Genomic DNA, 20,378 nt, shown 5'->3' on the forward strand with positions numbered 1-20,378 from the left:
GCCTTGCTGCAGCAATTGCTGCTTCCACCGCTCCATTCGCTCGCCGATCATCTCCGGAATCTCCGTCAAGTCCTGCACCTGCGCCGGCTCTTCGCCCTCCGGCAGGTGCCGCAGCACCACGCGCTTGATCCACACCGCGAAGGCGCGCCTGAGTGCCGTATTGTGCGGCGCTTTGAGCTGCCGCGCCAAGCGCGCCGTGACCTCCTGCAGCCGCCCCAGTTGCTCCGGCTCGGCCAGCCGCTCGATCTGCACCAGCTGCGCCACCGCATTGTCGGGTTGCTGCACGGTCGCCTCCGGCAGCCTACCCTCGTCCAGCACGAAGTAGCGCAGCCGCGGCCGATATGCCGCAAGGCTCGCGGGCACCGGCTCGATCAGCGCTTCCAGCTCGCGCTCCGCGCTCCAGGCCCGCTCGCCGTTGTACAGCACCAGCGGGAACACCGCCGGCAATCGGGCCGCCTGCTGCCCGGCTCGCGTCACTTGCCCGCTCTTGATCAGGTCCTGGTACAGCAAGCCGATGTAGGTCACCAGCCGCACCGCCATGTGCGCATCCACGCTGCTTTGGAACTCCAGAAGGAGATACACGTACAGCCACTCGCCAGGCTCCGCTGCGCTCGCACTTCGCATGCGCAGCCGCCAGACGATGTCGTCCTCGCGCTCGCGCAGGTCGTCGCTCACGTAGCTGCCGCAGACTTTCTCGAGCGTGTCGAAGTCCAGCAGCGCCACCCAGTCCTCCTGCACGAAGCCGTGCAGCAGATCGCGAACCATCCGCGAATGCGAGAAGAGCAGCTTGTAGGCGCCGTCATGGGAACTCATGGAGGCGCGAGGCTACCAGAAGATCTCCCGCGGGCAGCCGGTGCGCTGCCGTCTGCTCTAGATCGCGAACCCGTCGTCCGCCGCGATCACCGCTCCGTTCACGAAGTGACTCTGCGCCGACGAAAGCAGCACCACCAGCGCATCCAGATCCTCGGGCTTGCCCACACGACGGCGCGGCAGCATGTTCATGAGCTTCTGGCCCTGCTCCGTCGACCAGTGGTGATGGTTGATCTCCGTGTCGATGTACCCCGGGCAGAGCGCATTCACGTTGATGCCGAAGCGCCCCCACTCGAGCGCGAGCGCCTTCGTCATCTGCACCACCGCCGCCTTGCTCATCGCATACACGCCGATCTGCGGCAGCGCGCGCAGTCCCGCCATCGACGCGACATTGATGATGCGCCCGCCCGTGTAGGTGCCCGGCGCCGAGCCCTGGGCGCGAGCCAGCATCCGCTTGCCGACTTCCTGCGCGACGAAAAACGCGCCCTTCGCGTTCGTGTCGAAGATGTAGTCGAAGTCTTCCTCGCTCACATCCTGCACGCGCTGCGTGGTGCTCACGCCCGCGTTGTTCACGAGGATGTCGATGGAGCCGACCTCGGTTTCGGCATGCGCGACCGCCGACTTGATGCTGTCCACGTCGGTCACGTCGAGCGCGATCACGTGCGCATCGCCGCCTTCGCCTTCGATCTGCGCGCGCAGGCCCTTCAGCTTTTCCACGCGGCGCGCGGTGAGCACGACCGCGGCGCCGGCGCGCGCCAAAGTCCGCGCGAATTGCGCTCCGAGTCCGCTGGACGCGCCGGTGATGAAGGCGACGCGCCCGGACAGATCGATGGTGTAGCTCACAAAGTGCTCCTCGTTTCGAATCGCGAGGGGACCGCCGAATAGAATGCGGGATTACCCTCGCAGCCATTATCGAGCCTTCCGCCATGACGAACGAAGAAATCCTCGCCCAGTACGGCCCGCGCGAATCGATGGAGTACGACGTCGTCGTGGTCGGCGGCGGTCCCGCGGGCCTGTCCGCGGCCATCCGCCTGAAGCAGCAGGCGGCGGAACACGGCGGGGAGATCTCGGTGGTCGTGCTCGAAAAGGGCTCCGAGCCCGGCGCGCACATCCTGTCGGGCGCGATCATGGACCCGCGCGCGCTCGACGAACTCTTCCCCGACTGGAAGGCGCGCGGCGCGCCGCTCAACCAGCCGGTGACGCAAGACTGCTTCATCTTCACGACAGAAGGCGGTGCTTCGCGCACGCCCAACTTCCTCTTGCCGCAGTGCTTCCACAACGAGGGCTGCTACATCCTGAGCCTCGCCAACTTCACGCGCTGGCTCGCGCAGCAGGCCGAAGCGCTGGGGGTCGAGATCTTCGCGGGGTTTCCCGCGGCCGAGGTGCTCTACGACGACAACGGTTCGGTCAAGGGCGTGGCGACCGGCAACATGGGACTCGGCAAGAATGGCGAGCCGACCGAGAACTTCCAGCTCGGCATGGAGCTGCACGCGAAGTACACGATCTTCGCCGAAGGCTGCCGCGGCCATCTCGGCAGGCAGCTCATCGCGCGGTACAAGCTCGACGAAGGCAAGGACCCGCAGACGTATGCGATCGGCCTGAAGGAAGTGTGGGAGATCGATCCGTCGCGCCACCAGCCGGGGCTCGTGCTGCACAGCGCGGGCTGGCCGCTGGACGACCGCACCTACGGCGGCTCCTTCATGTACCACATGGAGAACAACCAGGTGGCCGTGGGCTTCGTCGTCGGCCTCGACTACGCGAACCCGTATCTGTCGCCGTTCGAGGAATTCCAGCGCTACAAGACGCATCCGAACATCCGCTGGTATTTCGAGGGCCCCCAGGGCGCGAAGCGCCTCGCGTACGGCGCGCGTGCGCTGGTGGCGGGCGGCATTCTCTCGCTGCCCAAGGTCGTGTTTCCGGGCGGCGCGCTGGTGGGCGACGACGCGGGATTCCTCAATTCGTCACGCATCAAGGGCAGCCACGCCGCGATCAAGACCGGCATGCTCGCGGCGGATGCGGCGTACAAGGCGATCCAGGAGGGCCGTTCGCACGACGAGCTCACGCACTACCCCGAATGCTTCGAGAAGTCGTGGCTTCACGACGAGCTGAACAAGTCGCGCAACTTCAAGCAGTGGTTCAAGAAGGGCCGCGCCGTCGCGACCTTCATGACCGGCATCGAGCAGTTCCTGCTGCGCGGGCGCATGCCGTGGACGATCCACCGCGAAAAGCCCGATTACGCGTACCTGAAGCCGGCTGCGGAATGCCAGCCGATCGAGTACCCGAAGCCCGACGGCAAGCTCACGTTCGACCGGCTGTCGTCGGTCTTCGTGTCCAACACGAATCATGAGGAGAACCAGCCCGCGCACCTCACGCTGAAGGACGCCTCGGTGCCGGTGGACGTGAACCTCGCGAAGTTCGCGGGGCCGGAAGCCCGTTATTGCCCGGCCGGCGTCTACGAATTCGTGAAGACGGATGCGGGCACGGACCGCCTGCAGATCAACGCGCAGAACTGCGTGCACTGCAAGACGTGCGACATCAAGGACCCGACGCAGAACATCGTGTGGGTGACGCCCGAAGGCGGCGGCGGGCCGAACTACGCGAACATGTGATTTCGTAAGAGGGCCGAAATCGGCACGGCCAGGAGCTCTTGACCGAACCGGAGGATCGATTCGCCGTCGTAGAGCACGATGCCTCGCAGAAAGCTTGGGCCTGCGAGGTCCCTGAGCTTGCGCAGGCCTCTGAAATCCGATTCGCGCACCGTGCTGCCGCCCTTCACTTCCACGCCGACGACGGCATGCGCTCCCTGCTCGATGACGATGTCGACCTCGTGTCCATCGCGGTCGCGGAAATGATGAAACGCGAGATCGCCGAAGTGGCCTGCGTCGGCCTGGCGGCGCAGTTCCTGATAGACGAACGTTTCGAGCATTGCCCCGAGCAGCTTGCCGTCCGCCGGGAGCGACCGGTCATCGATGCGCAGGAGCGCACAGGCCAATCCCGTGTCGCCGATATGCAGCTTCGGCGTCTTCACGAGCCGCTCGAGCCTGCGCAGGTTCCAGGGAGGAAGCGCCTCGACAAGAAACAGTCTTTGCAGCAGCAGCATGTACTGCCGGATTGTCGGCGTACTCAGCTGGAACGGCCCGGCCAGCTCATTGATGTTCCAGAGCTGGGCTGTTCTCGCGGCGGCCAACTCCATGAGACGCGGCAGCACTTCGAGTGCGGCAATCCTGGCCAGGTCGCGAACGTCGCGCTGCAGGAGTGACTGGACGTACGCGCGGTACCAGTCGCCGCGGCGCTGTCCTGTGCGCTGAAGCGCCGCAGGGTAGCCACCTGCCATGACGCGGCGCGCAAGGTCGGGCCCGAGGCGCTCGTGACGCGAGCCGGCAAAGTGTCCCGAAAGGAGCAGCTCGAGAAAGCCGCCTCGGCCGCGTTCGATCTCGCATTGGGCGAGGGGATGCAGCCGCACCGCCTCCATGCGCCCTGCGAGCGAGTCCGCGAGGTTCGGCAAGAGCAGGACATTGGAGGACCCCGTGAGCAGGAAGCGGCCCGGCACGCGGTCCCGGTCGACAGCCGCCTTCAAGGAAGTGAAGATCTGCGGAACCCGCTGAACTTCATCGAGCACCATCCGGGCGGGCAAGTCCGCCACGAATCCGACCGGGTCCGCCCGGGCCGCCGCGGCCAGGTTGTCATCGTCGAACGTCAGGTACCCATACCCCATGGGTTGGCAGATCGATTGCGCGAGCGAGGTCTTTCCGCTTTGCCGCGGTCCGTGCAGGAGAACGACCGGCGTGTCGCCCAGCGCGCTGCGCAGCGCGTCGGCCGCAAGCCGCGGAAACGGGCCGGCGGTGGGGGCGGTGGTCATCGGCTGATTGTAAATTCCTTTCCCGCTATTTGAAAGTCCGGGTCCCGCTGATTGAAACCTCACTGGCCGCCAATTGAAAGGTACCTGCGCCATGTCTGCTGTTCGGCAGGCCGGAAGCTTTCAAAGGAATTTATAAATTTCTTGAACGCGAAGCTTCGGAACGTCTGGGCGTTCCACGGCAGCCGGGACGCTCGATGCGCACCGGCGGCACCCATCGAGATGTCGGCTGAAAGGCGAGCCTCCACAGGAGGCGGTAAGAAATTCCCGATAGGCACGACAATGCCATGGAAGGAGGGTTCCAATGCAAATCATCTACCGCCACCGGCTGCCCGTGCGCATCATGCACTGGATCAACGTGGTGTGCCTCACGATCCTGCTCATGAGCGGGCTGCAGATCTTCAATGCGCACCCCACGCTCTACTGGAGCCAGGACTCGCGCGCGAGCGCCCGCGTGCTCGAGATCACGCAAAAGCAGGTGAACGGGCACTGGCGCGGCGTGACGCGCGTGGGCGGCCTGGAGTTCGACACCGACGGCCTCCTCGGCAATTCGACGAATGCCCAAGGCGCCGAGGAGCCGAGAGCATTCCCCTCCTGGGCCACGATCCCCGGCCCGCAATGGCTCGCGATGGGGCGCGTGTGGCACTTCTTCTTCGCCTGGGTCTTCGTCCTCAACGGCATCGCCTACCTGCTCTGGACGATTTTCAGCGGACACCTGCACCGCGATCTCGTGCCCACGACGAGCGAATGGCGCGGCATCGGCCGCTCGATCAGGGACCATCTGCTCCTGCGCCACGCACACGGCGAGGAAGCGCGCCGCTACAACGTGCTGCAAAACGTCGCCTACCTCTCGATCATCTTCGTCGTGCTGCCGCTCATCGTGCTGGGCGGCTGGGCGATGTCGCCGATGATGGATTCGTTCGCGCCCGGCTGGGTCGATCTGTTCGGCGGGCGGCAGGCCCTGCGCACCCTGCACTTCGCCGGCGCGACGATGCTCGTTGCGTTCGTGCTGGTGCACCTGTTCGAAGTGGTCGTGACCGGCCTCGTGAACAACGTGCGTTCGATGATCACCGGCTACTGGAGGCTGCCAGAATGAAGACACGCAAACCATTCTTCGAGCTACGTCGGCAACGGCGCGGTGTATTGCGCGCGGGGCTGGCGGCCGCTGCTTCGATGGGCCTCGCCGGCTGCGATGCGATCAGCGGCAACGAAACCGCGACCAAGGTCCTCATGAGCGCCGAGAAATTGAGCGAAGGCGTGCACCGCGCCCTCGGCCGCCGCGCCATGGCGCAGGAATTCTCGCCCGCGGACATCGCGCCGAAGTTCCGCGCCAACGGCACGACGATGCCGATGGGCGAGGAATATGCCGCGATGGTCGCCAACGGCTTTGCAGACTGGCGGCTCACGGTGGATGGGCTCGTCGCGAAGCCGCTCGAGCTCTCTCTCGCGCAACTGAAGGCGATGCCCGCGCGCACGCAGATCACGCGCCACGACTGCGTCGAAGGCTGGAGCTGCATCGGCCAGTGGAAGGGGGTGCGCCTGTCGCACGTGCTCGCCCTCGCGCAGCCGAAGCCCGAGGCGAAGTTCGTCGTCTTCCATTGCCTCGACCAGATGGATGCGCAGGACGAAGACTCGACGTACTACGAGAGCGTGGACTTCGACGATGCGCACCACGAGCAGACCATCCTCGCGTGGGAGCTGAACGGCCGGCCGCTGCCCGTGGAAAACGGCGCGCCGCTGCGCGCGCGCATCGAACGTCAGCTCGGCTACAAGCAGCCAAAGTACCTGGAGCGCATCGAGCTCGTCTCGGGCTACGACGACATCCACGGCGGCTCGGGCGGGTACTGGGAAGACCGCGGGTACAACTGGTACGGCGGGATCTAGGCCGGGTCCGCGGCCCGCAACCGCGGGCCGATGCAGTCACGCGGCGCTTGCAGGGTGTGCCCGCGCCGCACGCGAACTTTGGCGTACACGAGACGTTCGTCTGATGTGCAGCGCAGACGGGTCCCGTCACCATGAACGAGCCGGCGCTTGACCGGCCCCGAGGTTGACGGACATGAAGAACTCGCTGCTGAAGCGGCATCCCACGGTGCGCATCGCGCTCGAGCCGCGCATCGTGTTCGATGCGGCCATCGCCGCCGCGGTAGACGACCACCAGCGCTCCGACACCGCACTGCCTGCTCGGGCCACATCCGAGCGGACCGCACCTTCGGCCGCCTTTTCCGCCTCACTTTCCGCCGTACCCCCCGCCGCGCCGCGCGTGGATTCGGCGGTGCCGCAATCCGAGCCTCGATGCGACCCGCAGTCCGACCCGCGTTCCGCGGTCGACACCTCCTCGCCCGCCGCGGCCGCCGAACTGATCTTCGTCGATCCGTCTGCAGCGGGCGTGGTGCCCTTCCTGCAAGGCGTGCATGGCGAAGTGATCATGCTCGATCCGGACCGCGACGGCATCGAGCAGATTCGCGACGCGCTTGCGACTCGTGCGGGCGTGACGGCCATCCACCTCCTCGGCCACGGCGAGGCCGGCGAAGCACGGCTCGGCGCCACGATCCTCAACTCCGGCACGATCGACGGCTATCGTGACGCGCTCGCGGCCATCGGACAATCGATGACGCCGGGCGGCGACATCCTCTTCTACGGTTGCGACATCGCACAGGGGGACGCGGGCCTCACTCTGATCGGCGACATCGCGAAGGCCACCGGGCGCGACGTAGCGGCTTCGGTCAACACGACCGGCTCCAAGGATGCGGGCGGCGACTGGGTGCTCGAGAGCAGGACCGGCGCCATCGAAGCCACGGCGCTCGATGTGCCGGGGTATCAAGGGCAACTCGCGGCCACGGCCAACATCGGCGACGGCGCCATCTTCGTGATCGGCTCGTTTCAAGGGACCGAAGGCTCCATCTACTCGCTCGACGTCGCGACAGGCAAGATGACCTTGCTGATCGATGGTCCGTCCAACACGGATTTCGGTCTGTCGCGAGCCTCCGGCGCAATCAATTCGCTCGCCGTGGACCCCGCGAACAAGCTCGTGTACTTCGCGGACGGCTCCGGCGGGCGCGCCTTGTTCGCCTACGACTACCAGAACAACCAGCTGCTGCTGGTGTCTTCCGACCTCATGACCACGGGGATGACGTTCGGCAGCCAGGGGCTCGCGTCCGGGGGCGCCGTCTTCGCCAATGGCGCCTTGTACCTGAGCGTCGAAGGAAACGACAGCAGCACCGGCACGAGCACGAGCACGATCTACAAGCTCACGTTCAGCAACCAGGGCCGCACCGTCGCAAGCGCCACGGCCTTCGTCACGGGTCTCAATCCCGTTTCCTACGAAAGCCCGCCGCACAGTTTCGACGCGACGCAAGGGCGGTATCTCGACGGGCAATTCTTCGAACGCGATCTCGGCTTCCAGGACAACCCGAGCGGACCGGACTGGCTCGTGAACGTGAGCGCGACGGGCTTCGCCCAGGTCTTCAGTTCCAGCTACACCGACACCCTCACCTACTACAACCTGAGCACCGGCGCCGCTTTGGGCTCCGCGGCCGTCGATCTCCCCTTCACGCCCGCGCTCGCCGAATCCTCGGCGAACAAGAACTACGTCATCGGCTTCGAGCGGGCCGGCGCCACGGACAGCAATCCCACATGGGTCAACGATCTGGTCCTCTACCAGTACGACCCCGCCACGGGCGCCCTCGTCGGATCGGGGCTGCCGATCGGAGGATTCGGCGACTTCGCGATCGTCGACGCGGCCGGCCCTGTCCCGGCCACTGGCTCCATCTCGGGCAAGGTGTTCAAGGACGTGAACGGCAACAAGGCCTTCGACGCCTCGGAGCCGCAGTACGGCGGCGTGACGGTGAGGCTGATCGACGACCTGCTCGGCAATGGGGTGGTCTTGGACTTCAACGGCGACGGCATCCCGGACGGCCCGGAACGGGTTCTCGCCACGGACACCACGGACGCAAGCGGCAACTATTCTTTCAACGGCCTCCTGCCCGGCGACTACATCGTGCAGATCACCGACACGGCCAACAAGCTCGGCACACCCGTCCTGCTCACGAAGACGATTTCCACGGTGCACATCGGCATCGGCGGCACGGCGACGTGGTCGTTTCCGCTCGCCGAACGTCCTCCCGTCAATGCCGGGCCGTTTTCTCCGACCACGCTCACCACGCCCGAGGACACGGCGCTCACCTTCTCCGGCGCCAACCAGATCAGCGTCACCGACCCCGACAATGACCTGAGCTCGACGCAACTCACGGCGACGCACGGGACGGTGACGATCTCCGACCTGAGCGGCGGAGCGGGCATCGCAGGCAACGGCACGGCAACGCTCACGCTCACGGGCACGCAGGCGCAGATCGACAGCGCGCTAGCGTCGCTCAGCTATCTGCCCGCGGCCAACTACTTCGGCTCCGCGAGCCTCACCGTGCTCTCCAAGGACACGACGGGCCTCACCGACACCGACACGGTCAACATGACGGTCACGGCGGTGAACGATGCGCCGACCGCGACGCCCGCCTCCGGCAACGGCACCGAGGACGGCGCGCCTGTCGCGCTGACGCTCACCGGCACGGACATCGACGGGACGATCGCGCACGTGAAGTTCCCGAGCACCTCGGTGGCCAACGGCACGCTCTGGGACGACGCCAAAATGACCCAGCCGGCCAGTTCGGATTACCTCGGCAGCTCGCGCGTCGTCTACTTCAAGGCCGACCCGAATTTCAACGGCTCGACGAGTTTCAGCTTCGTCGTCACCGACAGCAACGGGCTGTCCAGCGCCTCGGCCAACGCCACGGTCAACATCGCCGCCGTGAACGACGCGCCGACGGCGACGCCCACCTCCGGCAACGGCACCGAAGACGGCGCGCCCGTCGCGCTCACGCTCACCGGTACCGACATCGACGGCACGATCGCGCACGTGAAGCTGCCGAGCACGACCGTCGCCAACGGCACGCTCTGGGACGATGCCGCGATGACGCAGCCGGCCAATTCGGACTACCTCGGCAGCTCGCGCGTCGTCTACTTCAAGCCCAATCCGAATTTCAACGGCACCACGAGCTTCGGCTTCATCGTCACCGACAACTTCGGCGCGGCCAGCGCCTCGGCCAACGCCACCGTCAACATCGCGTCGGTGAACGACGCGCCGACCGCGACCGATACCTCCGGCAGCAGCACCGAAGACGGCGCGCCCGTGGCGCTGACGCTCACCGGCACCGACATCGATGGCGTGGTCGCGAACGTGAAGCTGCCGAGCACGACCGTCGCCAACGGCACGCTCTGGGACGATGCCGCCATGACGCAGCCGGCCGCTTCGGACTACTTCGGCAGCTCGCGCGTCGTCTACTTCGAGCCCGGCCCGGATTTCAACGGCTCGACGAGTTTCGGCTTCGTCGTCATCGACAACAACGGCGCGGCCAGTGCCTCGGCCAACGCCACCGTCAACATCGCGTCGGTGAACGATGCGCCGACCGCGACGCCCACTTCCGGCAACGGCACCGAAGACGCAGCGCCCGTGGCGCTGACGCTCACGGGCACCGACGTCGATGGCGTGGTCGCGAACGTGAAGCTTCCGAGCACGACCGTCGCCAACGGCACGCTTTGGGAAGATGCCGCCGCGACGCAGCCGGCCGCTTCGGACTACTTCGGCAGCTCGCGCGTCGTCTACTTCAAGCCCAATCCGGATTTCAATGGCTCGACGAGCTTCGGCTTCGTCGTCATCGACAACAACGGCGCCGCCAGCGCCTCGGCCAACGCCACAGTCAACATCGCGTCGGTGAACGACGCACCGACCGCGACCGATACCTTCGGCAGCGGCACCGAAGACGGCGCGCCCATCCCGCTGACGCTCACGGGCAGCGACATCGACGGCACCATCGCGAGCGTGCAGATCGACACCGCGTCGGTCGCCAACGGCACGCTTTGGGAAGATGCCGCCGCGACGCAGCCGGTGAACGGGAACCTTGCCGGCACGTCGCACACGGTGTACTTCAAGCCGGACGCCGCGTTCAACGGCACGACGAGCTTCGCTTTCTCCGTCACGGACAACAACGGCCTGAGCTCCGCCGCCCCCGGCAAGGCAACGATCGCCGTCGCATTTGTGAACGAAGCTCCGTCGGCCACCGACACCTCCGGCAGCGGCACGGAAGACGGCCCGCCCATCGCGGTCACGCTGACAGGCAGCGACCTCGACGGCACGATCGCGAGCATCAAGGTCGTCACGGGCTCGGTGTCGAACGGCACGCTGTGGGAAGACGCGGCGATGACGCAGCCCCTGATCGCGGACTATGCGGGTGCTTCGCACACCGTGTACTTCAAGCCCGCCGCCGACTTCAACGGCACGACCAGCTTCACTTTCACGGTGACCGACGACCAGGGCCTGGCCGGCGCCCTCCCCGGCACGGCCACAATGGACGTGTCCTCCGTGAACGACGCCCCGGTCGCCACCGACACCTCCGGCAACGGCACCGAAGACGGCACGCCCATCGCGCTCACTCTCACGGGCAGCGACAGCGACGGCACGATCGCGAGCGTCAAGATCAACACGGGCTCGGTGTCGAACGGCACGCTGTGGGAAGACGCGGCGATGACGCAGCCCCTGGTCGCGGACTATGCCGGCGCTTCGCACACCGTGTACTTCAAGCCGAGCGCGGACTTCAGCGGCACGACGAACTTCACCTTCACGGTCACCGACAACGAAGGCCTCGCCTCCTCCAGCTTCGCCACCGCCACCATCGGCGTGTCCGCGGTGAACGACGCCCCGACCGCCACCGACACCTCCGGCAACGGCACGGAAGACGGCCCTCCCATCGCCGTGACACTCTCGGGCAACGACATCGACGGCACGATCGCGAACGTGAAAATCGACACCGCGTCGGTTGCCAACGGGACGCTCTGGGAAGACGCCGCGATGACGCAGCCGGTGGTCGCGGACTTCAGCGGCGCTTCGCACACGGTGTACTTCAAGCCCGCCGCCGATTTCAACGGCACGACCAGCTTCACTTTCACGGTGACCGACGTCCAGGGCCTGGCCGGCGCCCTGCCCGGCACGGCCACGATGGACGTGTCCTCCGTGAACGACGCCCCGGTCGCCACCGACACCTCCGGCAGCGGCGCCGAAGACGGCGCGCCCATCGCGCTCACTCTCACGGGCAGCGACAGCGACGGCACGATCGCGAGCATCAAGGTCGTCACGGGCTCGGTGTCGAACGGCACGCTGTGGGAAGACGCGGCGATGACGCAGCCCCTCGTCGCGGACTATGCCGGCGCTTCGCACACGGTGTACTTCGAACCCGCCCAGAGTTTCAACGGGCCGGTGCAGTTCCAATTCACGGTTACCGACAACGAAGGCGCGCAGGCCGCCGCCGCGGGAACCGTCACCATGACCGTCGCAGGCGCATCGCCAGCCCCTCCGCCGCCTGCGAGTCCTCCCTTGGTCGACGCGAACGAAGCGCCCGTCACCCCCGAGGACACGCCGCTTGCGGGCAGTGTGCTCGACGGCACCACGAGTACGAATGGCCCCGTCACGCTCAGCGGCTTCACCATTGCCGGCCTTGTGGGAAGCTTCCAGCCCGGCGACACGGCCACCATCGACGGCGTGGGCACGCTCACCCTTCAGGCCGACGGCAGCTACGACTTCGCTCCGGTAGCGAACTACAACGGCACGGTGCCCGTGGCTACCTACACCGTCACGGACGGCCTGGGCACCGACACCTCCACCCTGAGCATCACGGTCACGCCCGTCACCGACGGCTACACCGACGCGAGCGAAACCGTGTCGACCGATCAGAACACCGGGCTCGCCGACAGCGTGCTCACCGGCACGTCGAGCGTGGACGGCCCGGTGACGGTCACCACGTTCACTGTCACCGGGCTGGCCGGCACCTTCAACGCGGGCGACACCGCCGTCATCGACGGCGTGGGCGGCCTGACCCTCCACTCGGACGGCAGCTACGAATTCATACCGGCCTGGGACTACAGCGGCACGGTGCCCGTCGCGACCTATCACACGACCGACGGCACGAGTACCCGCACGGCCACGCTTTCGATCACGGTGGTTCCGATCGACGCGGGACCGGGTGACTCGGATGCGCCATACATCGACGCCGATGAAACCGTCTCGACGCCGGAGAATGTCGCCTTGAACGGCAGCGTGCTCGGCGGCACGACCAGCAACTTCGGGCCGGTCACCGTGACCGGTTTCACCGTGGCGGGCATGGCCGGCAGTTACGAGCCCGGCGACACGGCCACCATCGACGGCGTGGGCACGCTCACGATCGGCACCGACGGCGCTTACACCTTCATGCCCGCGCACGACTGGACCGGCTCGGTGCCGGTGGTGAGCTACGACACCACCGACGGCCTGCGCAACGACGCATCGACGCTTTCCATCACCGTCGCGCCGGGCGCTGCTGCCTACACCGACGCCAACGAATCGATCACGACGCCCGAAGACACGGCCGTGAGCGGCAGCGTGCTTTCCGGCACCACGAGCACGCATGGCGCGGTCACCGTCACGGGGTTCACCGCGGCCGGCCTGAAAGGCACCTTCGCGGCGGGCGCAACCGCTGCGATCGCCGGCGTGGGTTCGCTCACCATCGAAGCCGACGGTTCCTACGAATTCGTTCCCGCTCGCAACTTCAACGGCCCGGTGCCGCTTGAAACGTACGCCACGACCGACGGCGTCGATACCGACAGCTCGACGCTTGCCATCGTGGTGACCCCCGTGGACGATCCACCTCGCACGCACGAGCCCGGCGACACCGTCAAGGCCACGGAGGACAAGCCACAAGGCATCACGGGCATCACCGTGTCGGACGTGGATTCGTCCACGGTGACCGTGACGCTTCGGGTCGGCCACGGCACGCTCACCGTGGACGGCAGCGACGGCGTCACCGGCTCGGGCACCGCCAGCGTGAAGATCGAGGGAACGGCCTCGCACGTCAACGATCTGCTCGCGAGCCTCAGCTACACGGGCATCGCCGACTACTACGGCAGCGACACTCTCACGATCGACACCCATGGCGAACGCGGCGGCCCTCGGACGGTGGCGATCCAGGTCGACGCCGTGGCGGACATCACGGACGATTCGCTCGAGTTCGACAGGAGCCAGAGCGAGGCGATCACCTTCAACGTGCTCACGGGCACTGGCGGCGCGACGGCGGACACTTTCGAAAACGAGGGGCGCTTGGTCTCGAAGGTAACCGGGCCGGCGGGCGGCACGTTGGTGTCCTCGCCCGACGGCACGATGAAGTTCACGCCGAACGCCGGCTTCGCCGGCACGACATCGTTCGAGTACACGGTGACGTCGGGCGGAGTCACGGAAACGGCGACGGTGACCATCGAAGTCACGGCACCAGCGGACCCCGATCCAGACCCCGATCCGGACCCGGGCCCGGTTGCCGATCCCACGCCGCCTGCGATCCACACGGCGGACGAAGGCTTCGTCGCCGACGAAGACACGAACACGCCGCTGGCCGGCATCTCGATCGAAGGCGAGAACAGCCACGGCGTCCGCATCACGCTCGACGTCGATCACGGCATTCTCGTGCTGCCGGACACCGGTGGCATCGGCGTCGAAGTGACGGGCAACGGCAGCGCCCACGTCGTGGTCGATGCAACGCTTGGCGATGCGAATGCGCTGCTCGCGCAACTGGCGTACCAGGGCTCGCCCGACTACAACGGCGGCGACCATCTCGCGATCCATGTGAGCGACGCGGCGCTTGCCGACAGCGCCACGAGCCGGATCACGGTGAATCCGCAGCGCGACGCGATGGACGACCACGTCGGCACGCCGCAAGGCGAGCCGGTCACGTTCAACGTGCTCACGGGAACGAACGGTGCCACGCGCGACCTCTTCTCGAATGCGGACCGCGCGGTCGCCTCGGTCACTCAGCCGGCGGACGGCATCGTGACCTTCGCGCCGGACGGCACGATGCAGTTCACTCCGAACGCGGGCTTCCACGGCACTACGACATTCACGTACACCGTTGCGTCCGCGGGCCCGCCGGAGACCGCGACCGTCACGCTCGTCGTCCCGCCCGCGCAGCAGTCGCAGGGAGGCAAGACACCGGTGCCGGACCGCGAGGGGTTCCGCAATGCCCTGCCGCCCTCCGCGTCGCCGCGGTTGTCCGAGATCAGCCTGCCCTCGGCGCCGCCGCCCGTGCTTCCCATCCTGGCCACGATTGCCGACCTGCACGGCGAACTCGAATTCGCCGGACTGCTGCCGGATGCGGCGGACGCTCGCGTGGCACGCGACACGCAGGACCCCGACCTCGCTTTTGCGGCGGGGGCGCGCGACGGAAGACTCTCGGTGCGCGAGGCCTTGCGCGGTACGCAGGCCGAAGCGATCGTGCTTGCCTTGAAGGCGCAGAACGCGTACGAGCAAAGCATCGGCCATCCGCTTTTCGACCCGATCGGCCTGGGCCTCCTGCGAGGTGTCGAGCAGCCGCTTGCCTCGCAGGCAGCGCACAACGCGGCAGGAGGGTCGGACGCGCGATCGGAAGAACCGCTCCCGGCGACACGCGGCGGCGGCGACTCGCAGCGCGCGCAGGCCGGCCAATCGGCCGAGCCGCCTGCGGACACGCGCGACGAATCCCGCGGGCAGACAGCTTCGCGCCGCGGCGCTTCGTCCTTCTCGGACAACCTGAAGGCGAACGCGCGGTTGCTGCGCACCGCCGGCGAACCCCGGCGGATGGCCGCGGCCGCACCGCGCGCCTGAGCGCTGATCTCGTTCGTCTCCTTGCGACTCCCGCTACAATCCGGCCCGTCAGGAGAGAGTTCCCGCCAAGGGAGCCGCCGAAGGCGCAGGCCCCCCGCCGAACGCTCAGGCACAAAGGACTGACGAACGCCCTCCTCGCGAAGGCGTCACCTTGCTGGAGAGAGGCCGCCACCCGAGAGACAGGCGGCCCACCGAAGGAGCAAGCCCTGTCATGGGGTGAATCTCTCAGGTAAAGCGGACAGCAGGGGCCCGACCCATGGTCGCTCACTGCAGTACCATGGCCCCGAAGCCCCTGAGAGAAAGTCGAGCGAGTGTCCGAATCTCAAGAAGAGCTGCAACCCGCGCCCCTGGATGTCACGCCCCTGCATGCTCTGCATGTCGAACTGGGCGCACGCATGGTCCCCTTCGCCGGCTACAGCATGCCGGTGCAATATCCCTCCGGCCTCATGGCCGAGCACCACCACACGCGCAGCGCCGCGGGACTCTTCGACGTCTCGCACATGGGCCAGCTGAGGCTCGTGGGCGCCGACGCGGCAGCGGCATTCGAAACGCTCATGCCGGTGGACGTGATCGGCCTCGCGCCGGGAAAGCAGCGCTATGGACTGCTGCTCACCGACGAGGGCACGATCATCGACGACCTCATGTTCGTGAATCGGGGAGACGACCTCTTCGCGATCGTGAACGGCGCCTGCAAGGCGGGCGACATCGCGCACATTCAGGCGAGGATCGGCTCGCGCTGCGAGGTCGTGCCCATGCCGCGGCAGGCGCTTCTCGCGCTGCAAGGCCCGAAGGCGGCCGATGCGCTCAGGCACCTGGTTGCGGGCGTCGAGCAGCTCGTCTTCATGACGGGCGGCGCGTATCGCTGGCGCGATGCCGAGCTCTTCGTCACGCGCAGCGGCTACACGGGAGAAGACGGCTTCGAAATCTCTTTGGAAAGCACGCATGCGGAAAGCTTTGCGCGCGAACTGCTGAAGCAGCCCGAGGTGAAGCCCATCGGCCTGGGTGCGCGCAATTCCCTCAGGCTCGAAGCGGGCCTGTGTCTCTACGGCAGCGACATCGACACCACGACGACGCCGGCCGAAGCCGCGCTCGGCTGGGCCGTGCAGAAGGTGCGCCGCACGGGCGGCGCGCGGGCCGGCGGCTTCCCCGGCGCGGACAAGGTGCTCGCCCAGCTCGACGGCAAAGTGCCGCTCGAACGCAAGCGCGTGGGCCTCGTCGCGCTCGAACGCGTGCCGGTGCGCGAGCATTCCGAACTGCAGGACGCGACCGGCCGCGCGATGGGCGAAGTGACGAGCGGCCTCATCTCCCCGAGCCTGAACAAGCCGATCGCCATGGGCTACGTCGACGCCGCCCATGCCGCCGTCGGCACGCACGTCATCGCCATCGTGCGCGGCAAGGCCGTGCGCATGGAGGTGAGCCCGCTGCCATTCCTGCCCCCCCGTTACCACCGAGGCTGACCGCCGCAACCCCGAAGGAGAAAGACCCATGACCGTCAAGTACACGCCCGAACACGAGTGGATCCAGCTCGAGGACCACGAGTCCGCGGTCGTCGGCATCACGCTGCACGCGCAGGACGCGCTCGGCGACGTCGTGTTCGTCGACCTGCCGGAGGTGGGCCGGGTCTACCAGCGGGGCGAAGTGGCGGGCGTGGTGGAATCGGTGAAGGCCGCGGCGGACATCTACATGCCGGTGACCGGCGAAGTGACGCAGGTGAACGAAGACCTCCGCACCGACCCGTCGATGGCCAACAAGGACCCGATGGGCAAGGGCTGGTTCTTCACCCTGCTCATCACCGACATGGCGCAGTTCGACGAGCTGATGGACGAGCCGGACTACGTGAAGTTCGTCAAAGAACACAAGTGACCCGACCAAGGTGCGTCCCCGGTCCGCGCCGGGCGCCAGGAGAAAGATCTTGCTCATGCAATCCGCCCGGCCGCTCGACGAGCTGGAACATCCCGCCGAGTTCATTGCGCGCCACATCGGCATCGAGGAAGCCGACGAGCGCCACATGCTGTCGGCGATCGGCGAGGCGTCGCGCCGCGCGCTGATCGAAAGCATCGTGCCGCGCGCGATCGCGCGTTCGCAGCCGATGAAGCTTCCCCCCGCGGTCACGGAAGCCCAGGCGCTCGCCGAGCTGCGATCGATCGCCTCGCGCAATCGGGTCTTCAGAAATTTCATCGGCCAGGGCTACCACGGCACGCACACGCCGGGCGTGATCCTGCGCAACGTGCTGGAAAACCCCGCGTGGTACACGGCGTACACGCCCTACCAGGCCGAGATCAGCCAGGGCCGCATGGAAGCGCTCGTGAACTTCCAGACGATGGTCGCCGACCTCACCGCGATGCCGATCGCCAATGCGTCGATGCTCGACGAGGCGACCGCCGCGGCCGAGGCCATGACGCTCGCGAAGCGCACGGTGAAGTCCAAGAGCAACACGATCGTCGTCGCGGGCGACTGCCACCCGCAGACGATCGGCGTCGTGAGGACGCGCGCCGCGCCGCTCGGCATCGAGCTCGTGCTTGCCAATTCGGCCGAGGAATGGGCCGAAGCATTGCGCGGCGACTACTTCGCGGTGCTTGCGCAATACCCGGCGACGAGCGGCCGAATCCACGATCTGCGCGCCGACGTGGCGACGGTGCACGGCAAGAACGCGGCGTTCATCGTGAGCGCGGACCTGCTCGCGCTCACGCTGCTCGCGCCGCCCGGCGAATGGGGCGCCGACATCGTCGTGGGCACGACGCAGCGCTTCGGCATGCCCATGGGCGCGGGCGGACCGCACGCGGCGTATCTCGCGTGCCGCGACGAGTTCAAGCGGTCGATGCCCGGACGGCTCGTCGGCGTCAGTGTGGATTCGCACGGCAATCCCGCCTACCGTCTCGCCTTGCAGACGCGCGAACAGCACATCCGCCGCGAGAAGGCGACGTCCAACATCTGCACGGCGCAGGTGCTGCCCGCGGTGGTCGCGAGCATGTATGCGGTCTACCACGGCCCGCAGGGACTCAAGCGAATCGCCCAGCGCGTGGCGAGCTACACGGCGATTCTCGCGAGGGGCCTCGAACAGCTAGGCCATGCGCCTCGGCCGGGCGGAGCGTTCGATACGCTCTCGCTGCACACGGGCAGCCGGACGCAGGCGTTCGTCGAGCGCGCGCGCGCCAAAGGCGCGAACCTGCGCGTGGATTGGGAGGAATACATCTACATTTCGCTGGACGAGACGACGACCCGGGAAGACATCGAACTCCTCTGGTCGGTGTTCGCCGCCGAAGGCGCGAAGCTGCCGGACTTCTCCGCGCACGAGAAGGGCATCGAACCGCTCATTCCGAGCGAGCTGCGCCGCACGAGCGATTTCCTCACGCACCCCGTCTTCAACACGCACCACAGCGAAACCGGCATGCTGCGCTACATCCGCAGCCTCGCGGACAAGGACATCGCGCTCGACCGCAGCATGATCCCCCTCGGCAGCTGCACGATGAAGCTGAACGCGACGAGCGAGATGATCCCGATCACCTGGCCCGAGTTCGCGCACATCCATCCGTTCGCACCGGCCGATCAGCTCGCAGGGTATGCCGAGCTCGATCGCCAGTTGCGCGCGTCGCTGTGCGAAGCGACCGGCTATGCGGACATCAGCCTGCAGCCGAACGCGGGCTCGCAGGGCGAGTACGCGGGCCTGCTCGCGATCAAGGCGTGGCATGCGAGCCGAGGCGAGGCGCATCGCAACGTGTGCCTGATCCCGTCGTCGGCGCACGGCACCAATCCCGCGAGCGCCCACATGGCGGGCCTGCGGGTGGTCGTGACGGCGTGCGACGACGGCGGCAACGTCGACCTCGCGGACCTCGCCGCCAAGTGCGAGCAGCACAGCGCGAATCTCGCCTGCATCATGATCACGTATCCGAGCACCCATGGCGTGTTCGAGACGCAGGTGAAGGAACTCTGCGCGCTCGTGCACCGCCACGGCGGGCGCGTGTATGTGGATGGCGCGAACATGAACGCGCTGGTGGGCGTGGCGGCGCCGGGCGAATTCGGCGGCGACGTGAGTCACCTGAACCTGCACAAGACCTTCTGCATCCCGCATGGCGGCGGCGGGCCGGGCGTGGGGCCGGTGTGCGTTGTGGACGACCTCGTGCCGTTCCTTCCTTCGGCGGGGGTCGTCGGCCCCGTTTCCGCCGCGCCGCTCGGCAACGCGGGCGTGCTGCCCATCAGCTGGATGTACGTGCGCATGATGGGCGCGCAGGGCCTGCAGCGCGCGACCGAAGTCGCGATCCTGAGCGCGAACTACGTGAGCGCGCGGCTGCGCGAGCACTTCCCGACGCTCTATGCGAGCGAGAACGGCCACGTCGCGCACGAATGCATCCTCGATCTGCGGCCGCTGAAGGATTCGAGCGGCGTCACGGCCGAGGATGTCGCCAAGCGTCTCATCGACTATGGCTTTCACGCGCCGACGCTCAGTTTTCCGGTGGCGGGGACTTTGATGGTGGAGCCGACCGAGAGCGAGACGCTCGACGAGCTGGACCGTTTCATCGCCGCGATGATCGCGATCCGCGAGGAGGTTCGCCGCATCGAACGCGGCGAGTGGCCGCAGGACGACAACCCTCTGAAGCATGCGCCGCATACGGCGGCGTCGCTGCTGAAGGGCGAATGGACGCACGCGTATTCCCGCGAGGCGGGCGCGGCGGTGCTGGACGAGCGCCGGCATGCGAAATACTGGCCGCCGGTTGGCCGCATCGACAACGTGTACGGGGATCGCAACCTGTTCTGCAGTTGCGTGCCGGTGTCGGCGTATGAGTAGTCATCGGGCTCCTCGGACTTCACTCCGTCATCGTCGCGCTGCACGCGGTCATCCCCGCACTCCACCCCCGTCATTCCCGCACTCCACGCCCGTCATCCCCGCACTCCACCCCCGTCATCCCCGCACTCCACCCCCGTCATCCCCGCACTCCACCCCCGTCATCCCCGCGGAAGCGGGGATCCAGGGCATTTCAGCAGCAACCGCCCTGGATCCCCGCTTCC

General features: G+C 67.2%; 10 protein-coding genes and 2 riboswitches. Of the genes, 7 read left to right on the forward strand and 3 right to left on the reverse strand.

Going from position 1 to position 20,378, the window contains the following annotated elements; all coding sequences use genetic code 11:
* Both VHA82_RS13275 and VHA82_RS13280 read right to left on the reverse strand, forming a co-directional pair.
* The coding region (locus VHA82_RS13275) for an Rpn family recombination-promoting nuclease/putative transposase (RefSeq protein WP_325544381.1) at nucleotides 1–813 on the reverse strand (813 nt) is incomplete at its 3' end.
* Between the two features lie 57 nt (nucleotides 814–870).
* Nucleotides 871–1,653, reverse strand: coding sequence for an SDR family oxidoreductase (locus VHA82_RS13280; protein ID WP_325544383.1), 783 nt, complete (start codon nucleotides 1,651–1,653; stop codon nucleotides 871–873).
* 83 nt (nucleotides 1,654–1,736) lie between these two features.
* Between VHA82_RS13280 and VHA82_RS13285 the strand changes: the two genes are divergently transcribed.
* Nucleotides 1,737–3,419, forward strand: coding sequence for an electron transfer flavoprotein-ubiquinone oxidoreductase (locus VHA82_RS13285; RefSeq protein ID WP_325544385.1), 1,683 nt, complete (start codon nucleotides 1,737–1,739; stop codon nucleotides 3,417–3,419).
* Here VHA82_RS13285 and VHA82_RS13290 read toward each other — a convergent pair.
* Nucleotides 3,404–4,669, reverse strand: a complete 1,266-nt coding sequence (locus tag VHA82_RS13290; RefSeq protein ID WP_325544387.1) for an ATP-binding protein — start codon at nucleotides 4,667–4,669, stop codon at nucleotides 3,404–3,406. The two genes, VHA82_RS13285 and VHA82_RS13290, sit on opposite strands and share 16 nt — an antisense overlap.
* Nucleotides 4,670–4,970: 301 nt before the next feature.
* On the opposite strand from VHA82_RS13290, the gene VHA82_RS13295 reads away from it, so the two are divergent.
* The 6 genes from VHA82_RS13295 (at nucleotide 4,971) to gcvP (ending at nucleotide 20,157) form a co-directional block, all read left to right on the forward strand.
* Entirely contained in the window at nucleotides 4,971–5,762 is a 792-nt protein-coding gene (locus tag VHA82_RS13295) for a cytochrome b/b6 domain-containing protein (protein WP_325544389.1), read from the forward strand.
* On the forward strand, nucleotides 5,759–6,550 hold the full coding sequence (locus tag VHA82_RS13300; RefSeq protein ID WP_325544391.1) for a molybdopterin-binding protein: 792 nt from the start codon (nucleotides 5,759–5,761) through the stop codon (nucleotides 6,548–6,550). Before VHA82_RS13295 ends, VHA82_RS13300 begins: the two co-directional genes overlap by 4 nt.
* 172 nt (nucleotides 6,551–6,722) lie before the next feature.
* On the forward strand, nucleotides 6,723–15,374 hold the full coding sequence (locus tag VHA82_RS13305; RefSeq protein ID WP_325544393.1) for a tandem-95 repeat protein: 8,652 nt from the start codon (nucleotides 6,723–6,725) through the stop codon (nucleotides 15,372–15,374).
* 39 nt (nucleotides 15,375–15,413) lie between these two features.
* Nucleotides 15,414–15,506, forward strand: a riboswitch (glycine riboswitch).
* A gap of 12 nt (nucleotides 15,507–15,518) precedes the next feature.
* Nucleotides 15,519–15,626, forward strand: a riboswitch (glycine riboswitch).
* A gap of 59 nt (nucleotides 15,627–15,685) precedes the next feature.
* Entirely contained in the window at nucleotides 15,686–16,831 is a 1,146-nt protein-coding gene (gene gcvT, locus VHA82_RS13310) for a glycine cleavage system aminomethyltransferase GcvT (RefSeq protein WP_325544395.1), read from the forward strand.
* A gap of 28 nt (nucleotides 16,832–16,859) precedes the next feature.
* Nucleotides 16,860–17,237 carry a glycine cleavage system protein GcvH gene (gcvH, locus tag VHA82_RS13315; protein WP_325544397.1) on the forward strand — a complete coding sequence of 126 codons (378 nt, stop codon included), beginning with the start codon at nucleotides 16,860–16,862 and terminating at the stop codon, nucleotides 17,235–17,237.
* A gap of 49 nt (nucleotides 17,238–17,286) precedes the next feature.
* Nucleotides 17,287–20,157: an aminomethyl-transferring glycine dehydrogenase gene (gene gcvP, locus VHA82_RS13320; RefSeq protein WP_325544399.1), complete on the forward strand. Its 2,871-nt coding sequence runs from the start codon at nucleotides 17,287–17,289 to the stop codon at nucleotides 20,155–20,157.
* Nucleotides 20,158–20,378 lie beyond the last annotated feature (221 nt).

This window comes from Ramlibacter sp., from assembly GCF_035548915.1.
In the GTDB taxonomy this organism is placed as follows: Bacteria; Pseudomonadota; Gammaproteobacteria; order Burkholderiales; family Burkholderiaceae_C; genus Ramlibacter.